Genomic DNA, 12282 nt, shown 5'->3' with positions numbered 1-12282 from the left:
TTAAAGTGCAGGTGTCAGAAGTTCTTTTCCAGAAAAATGAGCTAGAAGATTGTCAACGACGTTTTGTCCCATTTTGAGGCGCGTCTCGACAGTAGCGGAAGCCTGGTGGGGTTGTAATACCGTATTGGCTAGGGTCAAGAACTCAGGGTTGATATCAGGTTCATTCTGGAAGACATCGAGGCCCGCACCGGCAATTTTTTTCTCTTTGAGGGCAGTAATGAGGGCCTTCTCGTCAACGATACTGCCGCGTGCCACATTGATGAGAACACCTTGAGGGCCAAGGGCTTCAAGTGTTTTTTGTGAAACGATATTCGCCGTGCTTGGCCCAGCAGCAAGAGAAATCACCAAGATATCGGCCCATTGGGCCAGTTTGTTAATATCTGGGAAGAAAGCCAAAGGGCTTTCTGGACGTTGGTGCGTGTTAAAATAGGCTACGTCCATGTCACTCGCGAGAGCACGTCGCGCAATGGCTTGGCCGATCCGTCCAAATCCAGCGATGCCCAGTTTCTTTGAACCAAGAGAATGGGCAAGGGGGGGCATCCCTTCTTTAGGCCACCGGCCGTCACGGAGATAACGTTCATTTTGGTTGAGATGACGTTTTAAGGCGAGAAGAAGCATCATAGCCGTGTCAGCTACATCGCCTGTTGAGATATTGGTGGTGACGGTGACGCGAATATGGCGTCGTTTAGCTTCTTTCAAATCAACACGATCCAATCCCACCCCATTGACAGCAACAATTTCTAAGGCTGGTAATGCGGCCATAATGTCAGGAGCAATGCCGTAAGAGCCCCCTGTCGCGACCGCACGAATCTCTGACGCAATCGGTTGAAGCGCGTCAACGGTGGTGAAACGATGCAGTGTAAAATGCTGTTTCAGTTGTTCTTCAATAGCGTCTGGAAGGGGCTCAATGAGAAGAAGGTCTACTAACTTAGCCATAAGATGGCTCCTCATTTTGAGGGAGTAAGTGGGTCTAGAAGGCGATGGGCGAGAGCGCGGCATCCTGCTTCGACGTCATGCCAAGTCGTTTCAAAGCCTTCAGCGCTACCGAAATAGGGATCAACCACATCCTCTCCGCGTCGACCTTCTACTTCATCCAGTAGCAGGAAGATTTCAGCTTGGGAATGTGCCGGTTTTAATCGTTTGAGAGCCTTAAGGTGCGAGCGATCTAGTGCGATAATATGGGTAAAACGGTCGAAATCATTTTTAGTGACCTGGCGGGCACGGAGGATAGAGGCATTGAGACCGTGACGGCGTGCTGTTTCTCGTGCACGTGGATCCGGAAGGTCACCAATATGCCAATCGCCAGTTCCAGCAGAGTCGATATCTAAAGCGAGACCGCGTTTTTCGGCTTCGCGGCGCATTGCAAGATCAGCCAGAGGAGAACGGCAAATATTGCCCGTGCATACAAAGAGGAAAGAGGGGAGTTGAGGGGAATGTGTCATGAGTGAACGAGCCAAATGAAAGATGCCATGGTGATGATTGCGCTTAAGGTGCCGAAGAAGAGAACGGAAGCGATTTCACGCTCCAAAACATGATAACGCATGGCGAGAATCACATTAATAGCAGCGCTTGGAATAGCCATAGTTAATACGCCTTCCTGCATTGGGATGGAAGGAAGATGGATGAAGCGTGCTATTCCGTAAACTCCTAAAGGGATGAGGATATTGCGGATGGTAATCATGCTGCCAACGAGGGCACTAAAACGGACCTGACGGGCAAAAAGTACAACGCCTGAGGCGAAAAGGGCCGTGCCACCAGTGGCGTGCCCTAAGAGGAGAAAAGAGCTTTTGAATGATGGAGGAATTTTCATCCCAAGAATGACTAAGAAGAGAGCGAGGAGAGGAGCCCAAACGATAGGTTCATGGCACGCATGGAGAAGATGATTGCCAAGATCGATAATATTTTTCTTAAAAGTTAGAGGGTGTTCGTCTTTTGAGGTTGAGCGGCGCTGATCATGGCTCATAAGCATAATGGTTAAGGGAAGTTGGAAGAGGTTCATAATCAAAGCAGCAATAGAGACGGGAACAGCACTGGATGCACCAAAGAGCTGACCGAGAACAGGAATACCGATAAAAGGGACAGAGGGGCCTGTAACGGTTAACGCGATAAGGGCTGCTTCAGCTTGGCGGCGTTTTATTCCCCAACGGAGAATGACAAAGAAAAGAACATATAATCCTGCCATGGCGAACAAGATCAATAAGGCGAGAGGCCCGGCAGTGAGGACTTTATCGCGTGGTGTACCAAGAATGGACGCGAAGAGGGCGAGTGGTAACGCGTAGAGCATGACCATTCGGATCAGGGTATTGGCTTGCGATGTGTTAAAATCCTTACGCCATGCAGCGATATAGCCAATCCCTAGCGTAACAAGGATGGGGAAAATTGCTTGTATAATAGTTAGTAGGAGTGTGGAGGTCATATAATAGCATTGCCAAGAATTATGAGAGAGTAAGGGAAAATAGTATTGTCTTTTTCTCGTAATGAAAATACATTAATACATAATAAAATTGTAATATATAGACAGACCTACTATAGTGGATCCGTCTATATATTGTTAGAGAAACGCTAAAGAAAATTATAGGAAGAAGGATTTTAGATTGTAGTTAATTTTTCTCAATGTAATGTAAGGGGCATGCTAGAACTGCTGGATCCAAGGTTTGGAAAGATTTAATCCATGGGGTAAATGTCTCTTTATTGAAATCAAAGGTTCCTTCTGGCGTTAGGTAGCCTAGATGATTTTTGGGACTCTTAAGGGCGACTGTACATTTTGCTAAACTGCCATCAGGACGGATTGCGAAGCTGTTTGGCATTGATGCGTAGCAAATATACGGAGAACTCTTATTAAGTGAAACAAGACGGAATTTGGAAAGTTGTTCATTTAATTCTTTATGACGATGTATGGAGGATGTATCGTCTAAAATGGAGAATTTATCATCATTTTTACTTCCTAGATGAGCGATATTTTTAAGGAAAACATGAAAAAATTGCGGATCTAGATTTAGATTAATTTGGTTAATAAGTTCTAGTAGAGAAGACTGATTATCTGTATGGACGTGGAGTCTAAGGGTTATCCTTCCACTTTTGAGCTTCCCAGATTTTCTTAATTCATTAAATGAGCATATGTTTTTCCATATACTGTCAAAACTTCCATCTTTGTGGTTAATGAATCGTTTTGAGTTATGGTAATCTCGGTAGCCATCGAATGAAATTTGATACTCGGTGGGACAGATTTTGCCGATGTTTAATATTGTGGTCGGATCGAGGGTATATCCATTGGTTGTAATAGATGAAAGCAGAGAGAAACCATACTCTTCTCTTAAATCTTTTGCGTGAGAAAGAATTTCTATTACGATATCCTTCGCCAGAAGGGGTTCCCCGCCGAACCAATCAATGTTTAGTTTTGTTAGTTCTGGGGCTCTGAGTGTTATAAGATTCTTAATTCCTTCAATAATCTTTCTTTCCATTCTTCCTTTTTCAAAATCTTCATAGCAATAAAGGCAGCGGAAGTTACATTTCTCTGTCGGAAATAGGATTAGTTTGAGATAAGTCGGATCAAGCGCCAAGGAGAGTCTATTATGCATTGCACATGTCCTTTGTGCCAGTAGATTGAGGGGGAGATCCAGTGCCGCTCCCTGGAGGTGACTTGATGAGATTATTTCCTAATCAAGTGACTGAAGTTAGGTTTACACTAGATGTTGATAGTATGTGCTATCAACATCTAGTATTTACTTGAAAATATTACCTGAATGAGCAGAAGAATAAATATTATATACTAGAATTGTTTGGTTGAGCATATACCATTGACATCTAGAACTTCGAATGGGTCGTCTGAATCATCAGTAGCTGAATCCTTTACAATGAACTTCATAAGTTGACCATTTAGATGAGGACGTCCCAAATGATCGACCGAAAGGTGGCCTTCAGCTACGTTAACGGCGCTGGTAGTGTTTGCGTGAGCACTGCTAATTAAAGCGGCACTGCTTCCCACAGTTGCAATAGGAAGCGCTGCTAATAAACCAAAAAGTTTCTGTGTTTTTTTCAACATCGTTACCACCGTTAGTTTTGTATTCGATTTGTTTCGAATACAAAACTAAAATTAACACAACCTGTTGCTCGTAGGAAATAAATTAAATTTTATTATGAAAACGGGAAACCTCTTCGGGAACAATGCATGATGTAATCTGTCAATACGGTGGAGGGTGTGGTGTCCGCGGGGGGATTCGAACCCTCGGCCCCAGGATTCATCCCACGTCGGCTTTCGCCGCCACTCTCGCGATATCGAGAGTGTTTGTGGTCTGGACTGTCTCTTCACCACGAGATGTCTCTCAAGGTGTCGCCCGTACAGTCTCTACACCTTCCTATCGCAAGAGCGACCTCTCACGAATAGGCTTGGCTCGGGATTGGCACGGTTCGTGTAGAACCAGAGCGTTCCCCGACTTTGAGCGAATCCACCAGGCAGTTTCCAAATCCTGGCGCCCAATTAAAACTAGGAATCCTGTGCTCTATCCTGCTGAGCTACGCGGACCACCCGGGTTGATTATCCTCCTTTATCGCTCTCTGCAAGGAGAGATATTCAACTCGTGACTTGGCCTCGTGGAAGGGGCGCGATATGAAGGGGATCATATTGTATGGTTTTCGGTTCCTGCCAGGCCGAAAATTTCGCTCGTGACCCGGCCTTGGCACGGCCAAGCAGGATGCCCATGTCCCGACAGTCGCACCTATCACGTTCTCGTTCGTTTTTTTCTTCGTTTGGTTCTTTTTGTGGTCAGCGCTCTGCTGCTCTCTCTCTTCTGGCCGTGTTCGCCATGGGGGGATTAACCGCCTGCGGTGGAGGCCCGCGTGATCCTTCAGGATTATCTAAGCCACGAAACCATCTCCTCGGTGTTGATCGTGGAGCGCAAGGAGGAAGTGATCAGCTTCGCGGCGGGGTGAATGCGTATCTCTGGCGTGGGGCAATTGATACGCTTTCCTTCATGCCGATGGCGTCAGCCGATGCGCAGGGCGGGGTGATTCTGACAGATTGGTATCAACCTCCTGGTTCGACAGATGAACGTTTTAAAATTGCTGCTTACGTGCTTGACCGTCGTCTACGTTCTGATGCGTTGCGCGTGACCATTTTTCGTCAAAACCGTTTAAATGGTGGCGAGTGGCAAGATGTTCCTGTAGCGCCGAGTACAACGTCAGATATTACGGCGCGTATCTTAGAGCGTGCGCGTCAGTTACGAGCAGAAAATGGTGGTGGGAAGTAATTCTTAATGAGTGACATGGCAGCAAACGACGTTTCGACCGCGATATTTGATTTTCATGCTCAGGAGCCTTTTTGGCAGGGGCGTTGGGCAGAAAAAGGATGTTTTGATGTCCCGGATGTCCCTCCGGCCGATCGTCCCAAATATTATGTTTTGGAGATGTTCCCCTATCCATCGGGGCAGCTCCATGTTGGTCATGTACGTAATTACACGTTGGGTGACGTTGTTGCGCGGTATAAGCGTGCGCGTGGTTATGCTGTCATGCATCCGATGGGGTGGGATGCCTTTGGCTTGCCCGCTGAAAATGCGGCGCGTGAGCGTGGTGTTCACCCCGGGACGTGGACGTTACAGAACATCGCGACAATGCGTGAAACATTGCAGCGTCTTGGCTTTTCGTTAGATTGGAAGCGGGAAATTGCGACATGCTTGCCTGATTATTATGGGCAACAGCAAAAACTATTTCTTGATATGTTGCAAAGCGGCTTGGTCGAACGCCGTGATGCAGCTGTGAATTGGGATCCTGTTGATCAGACTGTTCTTGCGAATGAGCAGGTTGTTGATGGGCGTGGTTGGCGTTCTGGTGCGCTTATTGAGAAGAAAACACTATCTCAGTGGTTTCTAAAAATCACGGATTTTGCCGAACCCTTGTTAGAAGGGTTGAAAACGCTCGATCGTTGGCCTGAACGCGTGCGCACTATGCAAGAGCGTTGGATTGGCCGTTCTGAGGGGGCGCGTGTTCGTTTCGCTTTGCATAATCCACCAAAGGGTTTTTCGAGCGAGCAAGATGGTTTGGAGGTATTTACCACACGGCCTGATACATTATTTGGGCTTAGTTTTGTTGGTATCGCCGCGGACCATCCCTTAGCCCAGAAAGTGGCGGAAGATAATGCTGAGGCAGCGGCGTTTATTGAGGAGTGCCGTCGTATTGGGACCTCTGAAGAAGCGATTAATACAACTGAAAAGCGTGGGTTTGATACAGGCCTGCGTGTTGCTAATCCTTTTGATCCAGAGAAAACGGCTCCTGTTTGGATCGCCAATTTTGTTTTAACAGAATATGGAACCGGTGCTGTTTTCGGATGCCCTTGTGGTGACCAGCGTGATTTGGATTTTGCACGTAAATATCATTTAGATGTGCCGTCTGTGTTGCTTCCGTCAGGAGAAGATGAGGCGTCTTTTGCCGTTGAAGACAAGGCCGTTACGGGGGATGCTACTCTTTACCATTCTGGTTTTTTAAACGGGGAAAGCACAAAGGAGGCTATTCCCTCTGCTATTGCAAAGCTGGAAGAGTTAGGGGTCGGGCATGGCGTAACCAATTGGCGGTTGCGTGATTGGGGCATTTCGCGTCAGCGTTATTGGGGCTGTCCTATCCCCATTATCTATTGTGATAGTTGTGGGGCTATGCCGGTTCCGCAAGAGCAACTTCCTGTCGTTTTGCCGGAGGATGTGACGTTCGACCGTCCTGGCAATCCTTTGGATCATCATCCAACCTGGAAACATGTTGAGTGCCCACATTGTGGTAAGCCTGCACAACGTGAGACGGATACATTCGATACCTTTGTCGATAGCTCATGGTATTTCGCTCGTTTTACCAGTCCGAAAGCGAGTACGCCGACAGTACGCGAGGCTGTTGATGGCTGGTTGCCCGTTGACCAATATATTGGTGGTGTTGAGCATGCCATTTTGCATCTTCTTTATGCGCGCTTCTTTACACGTGCGATGCAAAAGACAGGGCACCTTGATTTGACAGAGCCATTTAGTGGTCTCTTCACACAAGGTATGGTGACCCATGCGAGTTATCGTGATGGCGATCAGTGGCTGTATCCAGAAGAAGTTGAGCAACGAGGTGACGCGGTTGTTCGCAAAGATAATGGGCAGCCTGTGAAGGTTGGACGTTCAGAAAAAATGTCCAAGTCCAAGCGTAATACGGTTTCGCCAGTCGAGATTATTGAGCGTTATGGTGCGGATACGGCACGCTGGTTTGTTCTTTCGGACAGCCCTCCAGAACGTGACATGGAATGGACGGCCTCTGGTGTTGCTGCTGCAGGTCGGTTTATGCAGAAGCTTTATCGCCAGGTGCAGGAAGTTGCTCAGCGTGACCCGATAGGCTCAGAGCATGGGGATGCCGGTGATGATTTGCGTCGTATTACGCATCGAACGATTGTTGCGGTGACAGAAGCATTGGAAGGTTTTACCCCTAATGTTGCCGTCGCGCGTTTGCACCAGCTTTCTTCTGCTTTGGGTGAGGCTGAGAAGGGAAGCGGTGAGGGGCTGTCTGCTGCGCGGCGTGAGGCGGCGACTGTTTTGACATTGTTGATTAGTCCGATGGTTCCGCATTTGGCAGAAGAGCTTATGGCGCTTTTGGAGCCAGGCGGTAAACTTGTTGTTGAACGGTCTTGGCCAGAGGCGGATGATGCTTTGCTGGTTGTTCAAAAAGTAACAATTGCGGTGCAAGTTAATGGTAAGCTGCGCGGTACGATTACATGCCCACCAGATGCTCCAAAAGAGGCAGTGCTTCAGCAAGCAAAGGCTGATCCGAATGTCATTAAAGCGATTGAAGGGAAGCGTATTGTGAAGGAAATTCACGTTCCTAATCGGATCGTTAATCTTGTGGTGGCAGGTTGATGATGTGGGGTCGAGTCACCCGTCATGCTCCCATGATGCGCTTTCTGCTTGGGTTGGCTGTGGTTTCTAGCGTGGGAGGTTGTGGTTTCCAGCCTCTTTACGGGACACAGAACGCACAAAATGTGAATGTTTCCCGTGAAATGCAGCGTGTTTTCGTGGCGAACATTCCAACGCGTTTTGGTCAGGAAATGCGTCTTGCTTTACAGCAGGACATGGCTGGGGCTGATCCAGAGCATCCTGATGGCTATATTCTTCGTGTGAATGGTAGTACCTCAATTGAGGCGATTGATATTCACCGAGATAATACGTCGGGTCGTACGCGTGTTGTAGGGAATGCAAATTGGCACTTATACACGGTTGAGGCAGTGCCACGCTTGCTTGCACAAGGTCATGCACAGACGCTTGATGGGTTTAATCCAACAATTGAGCAGTATTTTGCACAAAGCTTGAATAACGAAAGTGTTCAACAGCGTGTTGCTCAGACTCTTGCGCATTCGATTAGCCAGCAAGTTGCTATATGGTTTCGTAGTAATGTCTCCTTGGGTGAAGACCATCGTGTCAAACCGGATCAGGTCCCCGATGTTGATTCTATTCCGACCAACAGAGGCACACCGTTTTATCGTCTAGGGTCTGATGGCTTCCCTGCAGCGGCAACCGGGCGCCAGAATTTAGGAAGTTCGACCACCAATACAGGCGAGGATGATAGTCAGTGAAAATTGATGCGCGCACTATTAAGCGTGTCATGACTGATGTTGGTTCGTGGAGAGGTATTCTTCTTTATGGAGAGGATGCTGGGCTAATAAGAGAGCGTGCTGTTACAGCTGTGAAGCAGATCGTTGAGGATTTAGAAGATCCTTTTCGTGTGGCGCGCTTGGAAGGGGAGGAGCAAGACCGATTAGAGGAGGAAGCAACTGCTCTTTCTCTCATCGGCGGGCGGCGTGTGGTGTGGGTGCAAGATGCCCAGGATCGTCTTGCTCCATTGTTAAATCGGGTGCTTCAGCAGGAAAATGATACACTTCTTGTTTTGGAGGGTGGCGGCTTAAGTGCTCGCTCGAAATTACGTGTTCTTGCAGAAAAACATCCACGTTTCGCTGCCATAGGATGTTACCCTGAAGAGGGAGCTGCTCTATCGCGTACGATAGCAGGAATTCTGGCAGAAGATAATATTCAAATCGACCGGGAGGCTATGGCTTGGTTGCTGGGGCATTTGGGAAGTAACCGTCTTCTTGTGCGCAGTGAATTAGAAAAATTGCGTCTTTATGGCGGAAAAGGAGCTCATTTAACGCTGGAAGATGTCCGCCATTGTGTGGGTGATACGGCTGGGGGCTCATTAGAAGAGGCTGTGTATAGGGCATTGTCAGGGGATCGATTGGCTGCCGATCAAGCTTTGGAGAGAGCGCTTGCTGATGGGGCTAATCCTATTGCATTTGCTCGTGTTGTACTAAATGTTCTTGAGCGTTTGTGGCAAGTATCGCTTGCTGTTGCTGGAGGGAAATCGCGTTCTGAAGCAATGGCCGGGCTACGGCCTCCCGTTTTTTTCCGTCGTAAAGAGAGTTTTCAACGAGCGTTAGATCGTTGGTCACGTGACGATTTGATAAAAGCAGCTTCAGCAACGCAAGAGCTTGAATGGCAGTGTAAGCAAACTGGCACTTCTGACCTTTTATTGTGTCGTAGGCATCTTGTGCGGCTCTGCCAGCCCAAAATGTAATATTGTTTGTGTGGTAAATTAAATTTTATAATATTCATTTGAATAATGAAGCGGGGGTGTCCTCCTCATATCGAGGAAAGATTTCTTTCCTGGAAGGGCCTATTTTCAGGCCAAAATGATCACGTATAAATTTCCCCTCCACAGAGACATATAGATTTAATCTATAATAACTTAAGTTAATAAGGTGGTAATTGTTGTTTATGATAATGATTATCATTTAGAACAACCGCAATGAAAAAGTCCTAAACTGATTGCGGGTTTTTATGAGTCGTTTCGTTCGTTGTTGCCTTAAGCCTGTATCGGCTGTTTTTACATTAGGGGGAGTGACGGGGGCATATGCGGACACGGTGGCATCGCAGCAGGCTGCGATCATTAACCCTCAATCAAAAAATAGTTCTCATAGTGAAACAAATAAGTCTCCACAATCTCCTTCAGTAACGACCAAGAACGTTGAAAAAATTCGTGTTATTGGTCACCCATTTAATACATTGCACGCAAGCAATGATATGGGCCGTATGCCGCAAGATGTTATGCATACGCCGCAAACCATTGATGTCGTCCCACATGAATTGATTGAACAACAAAATGCAAAATCGCTTGATGAAGCACTGAGAAGTGTTCCAGGGATCACGGCTTCTGTTGGAGAAGGCGCTGGTGGGATGAATGGGGATCAGTTTTTGATCCGCGGGTTTCCTGCACAAAATGATATTTATGAAGACGGCTTGAGAGATTTTGGTGTCTATACCCGAGACAGTTTTGACTATGATTCAGTAAATGTCATCAAGGGACCGTCATCAGAAGTTTTTGGGAATGGGACAACAGGTGGGGCTATTAATGCAATCACCAAAGTTCCAACGCTTATTAATCACATTAATGCTGATTTTAGTGGTGGATCTGGGCAATATTATCGCGGCACAATTGATGTGAATCATCGTATTGATGATCATACGGCCTTTCGTATTGAGGGGATGGGAAATTCTAACAATGTGGTCGGGCGTCACGATATTTATTCCCATCGTTGGGGGTTGGCGCCTTCAATTTCTTTGGGTTTAGGAACGGATACGACGGTTGTCTTCCAATTGATGCATCTCTCTAATGATGCTGTTCCGGATTATGGTCTTCCCGTTGCGCGTCCGCCTGGTTCTGCTGTGGGGCGTCCAGTTTCAGCCTTTGGAATTCCTCGTTCTAATTGGTACGGAAAAGATCAAGATCATGACCGGACGAGTGATACAATGGAGACGATGCGCCTAATGCATCGTTTTAACTCGCATTTAAAATTGCATAATGATCTACGTTTTGGTGAGTTTAGTCGTAGTTTTGAAGCCTCTAAAGCTGTGTGTGATGCGAATTGCAATGACAACGTGCTAACAGACCCTGGCTCTGTCATGGTGGCAAGAACAACCAATGGTCAGGGAGTGCACCGCAATATTGGGGGAGGGCCAATTCCGTATAAACAATGGAGCTGGTCGGTCCAGGATGTTATATCGCTGCAAGCTGATTTTAAAACAGGATTTTTGACGCATCAGCTGATTGTTGGTGCGGATATGGAATATGTTCACGATCATCGCCATCAATATACGTTTACTAAGCCCGTTTCCGCAGCAAATTTATTAAACCCGGACCCTAATATTGGTGATGTTGGTCGTGTAAGGGCGACGGAAGCTCCGAATAATTTGACCTATTTTAGTGGGGTAGGACGGAAACCTAATAGTTCAGGATATGGTTTTGATACAGGAATATTTTTGTATGACCAAATTTGGTTTACAAAATGGCTTTCTATTAAAGGCGGCTTCCGGTGGGATCGCTGGCAAACAGCTTACAATGCGACGGGAGGAACGGCGACCCTTCCAGATATAAAAACGAAGTCTATGAAAAATGAGCCTAATCCAGATTTACATATCCCCAATACAACGGATGTGATTAATCCATCCGCTAGTTTAATCATTACGCCTAATCGTTGGCAGACATTCTATTTCACGTATTCGAGTTCTACGACCCCGACGGGCATGTATGTTACTAACGGTTCTATTCCTATCCGTCCATCCAGTGGTGGTGCTTACAATACACGCCCTGAAAGAGCGCGTTTATATGAAGTAGGAAGTAAGATGAGCCTACTTCATGATCGGCTCGGAGCCACAATCTCTCTGTTTCGTTTAGAGAAAAGTAATGCTCTGACAACAGATCCCCTATCAAGTCAGGTCATTAGTACGGGGGACCAACAAAGAAACCAAGGGTTGGAGCTTTCTCTCGGTGGAATGATTCTTCCTGGTTGGAATATCACAGCGACTTATGCTCTCTATGATCCGAAAACGACAGGATCAACAACAGCGTCTAATATTGGGAAGATGATTCAATATGTGCCGCATAATCAAGCTACGGTATGGACAGCCTATGAAGCATTTCCAGGACGGCCATGGAACTTTACTATTGGTGGTGGCCTGACATGGCGGCAAGGCGTATGGCTTGATACAGCGAATACCGAGCGTGTGCCAGCCAATGTTGAATTTGATATGATGTTTGCCCATCGGATTAACCGGCATTGGACTCTCACACTGAATGGTTACAATCTATCCAACCGATTGAACTACAATAGTCTTTTCCCAAATTACGTAACGCCCGCGCCAGGAAGAAGTTTCTTAGGGCGCATTTCGATGAATTATTAAAGATAGATGGGCCTCCCTTACATTCTTGCGATGAATGTGAGGGAGG

At 46.9% G+C, this 12282-nt stretch carries 10 protein-coding genes; 5 read left to right on the top strand and 5 right to left on the bottom strand.

All coding sequences use genetic code 11. The annotated features are described in order from the left end of the window. The 5 genes from GS501_RS07425 to GS501_RS07405 form a co-directional block, all read right to left on the bottom strand. Positions 1-936 carry a 2-hydroxyacid dehydrogenase gene (locus GS501_RS07425; RefSeq protein ID WP_160831237.1) on the bottom strand — a complete coding sequence of 312 codons (936 nt, stop codon included), beginning with the start codon at positions 934-936 and terminating at the stop codon, positions 1-3. A gap of 11 nt (positions 937-947) precedes the next feature. Next, complete coding sequence (locus GS501_RS07420; RefSeq protein ID WP_160831236.1) at positions 948-1442, bottom strand: low molecular weight protein-tyrosine-phosphatase; 495 nt, start codon at positions 1440-1442, stop codon at positions 948-950. After that, positions 1439-2416, bottom strand: a complete 978-nt coding sequence (locus GS501_RS07415; RefSeq protein ID WP_160831235.1) for an AEC family transporter — start codon at positions 2414-2416, stop codon at positions 1439-1441. The genes GS501_RS07420 and GS501_RS07415 overlap by 4 nt, the downstream gene beginning before the upstream one ends. 184 nt (positions 2417-2600) lie before the next feature. Beyond that, entirely contained in the window at positions 2601-3578 is a 978-nt protein-coding gene (locus GS501_RS07410; RefSeq protein ID WP_160831234.1) for a radical SAM protein, read from the bottom strand. Between the two features lie 191 nt (positions 3579-3769). Further along, complete coding sequence (locus GS501_RS07405; RefSeq protein ID WP_160831233.1) at positions 3770-4042, bottom strand: hypothetical protein; 273 nt, start codon at positions 4040-4042, stop codon at positions 3770-3772. A gap of 583 nt (positions 4043-4625) precedes the next feature. Between GS501_RS07405 and GS501_RS07400 the strand changes: the two genes are divergently transcribed. The 5 genes from GS501_RS07400 (at position 4626) to GS501_RS07380 (ending at position 12236) form a co-directional block, all read left to right on the top strand. Continuing rightward, positions 4626-5246: a DUF3576 domain-containing protein gene (locus GS501_RS07400; RefSeq protein ID WP_370517964.1), complete on the top strand. Its 621-nt coding sequence runs from the start codon at positions 4626-4628 to the stop codon at positions 5244-5246. Between the two features lie 15 nt (positions 5247-5261). After that, positions 5262-7865, top strand: coding sequence for a leucine--tRNA ligase (gene leuS / locus GS501_RS07395; RefSeq protein ID WP_160831444.1), 2604 nt, complete (start codon positions 5262-5264; stop codon positions 7863-7865). After that, a complete protein-coding gene (locus tag GS501_RS07390) occupies positions 7865-8578 on the top strand; it encodes a hypothetical protein (protein WP_237442466.1) in 714 nt (237 codons plus the stop codon). The genes leuS and GS501_RS07390 overlap by 1 nt, the downstream gene beginning before the upstream one ends. Further along, on the top strand, positions 8575-9573 hold the full coding sequence (holA, locus tag GS501_RS07385; protein WP_160831232.1) for a DNA polymerase III subunit delta: 999 nt from the start codon (positions 8575-8577) through the stop codon (positions 9571-9573). Before GS501_RS07390 ends, holA begins: the two co-directional genes overlap by 4 nt. Before the next feature lie 263 nt (positions 9574-9836). After that, complete coding sequence (locus tag GS501_RS07380) at positions 9837-12236, top strand: TonB-dependent siderophore receptor (protein WP_160831231.1); 2400 nt, start codon at positions 9837-9839, stop codon at positions 12234-12236. Positions 12237-12282: the final 46 nt, after the last annotated feature.

Origin of the sequence: Saccharibacter sp. 17.LH.SD (genome assembly GCF_009834805.1) — a bacterium.
GTDB lineage: Bacteria > Pseudomonadota > Alphaproteobacteria > Acetobacterales > Acetobacteraceae > Saccharibacter.
The sequence above is the reverse complement of the archived record's forward strand: the minus strand, read 5'-3'. Positions and strand labels throughout refer to the sequence as shown.

Coding starts and splice junctions, on each gene's coding strand:
- GS501_RS07410 (WP_160831234.1), bottom strand. CDS start 3,578: ATGCATAATAGACTCTCCTTGGCGCTTGATCCGACTTATCTCAAACTA.
- GS501_RS07415 (WP_160831235.1), bottom strand. CDS start 2,416: ATGACCTCCACACTCCTACTAACTATTATACAAGCAATTTTCCCCATC.
- leuS (WP_160831444.1), top strand. CDS start 5,262: ATGGCAGCAAACGACGTTTCGACCGCGATATTTGATTTTCATGCTCAG.
- GS501_RS07420 (WP_160831236.1), bottom strand. CDS start 1,442: ATGACACATTCCCCTCAACTCCCCTCTTTCCTCTTTGTATGCACGGGC.
- GS501_RS07390 (WP_237442466.1), top strand. CDS start 7,865: ATGATGTGGGGTCGAGTCACCCGTCATGCTCCCATGATGCGCTTTCTG.
- GS501_RS07425 (WP_160831237.1), bottom strand. CDS start 936: ATGGCTAAGTTAGTAGACCTTCTTCTCATTGAGCCCCTTCCAGACGCT.
- GS501_RS07400 (WP_370517964.1), top strand. CDS start 4,626: ATGGTTTTCGGTTCCTGCCAGGCCGAAAATTTCGCTCGTGACCCGGCC.
- GS501_RS07405 (WP_160831233.1), bottom strand. CDS start 4,042: ATGTTGAAAAAAACACAGAAACTTTTTGGTTTATTAGCAGCGCTTCCT.
- GS501_RS07380 (WP_160831231.1), top strand. CDS start 9,837: ATGAGTCGTTTCGTTCGTTGTTGCCTTAAGCCTGTATCGGCTGTTTTT.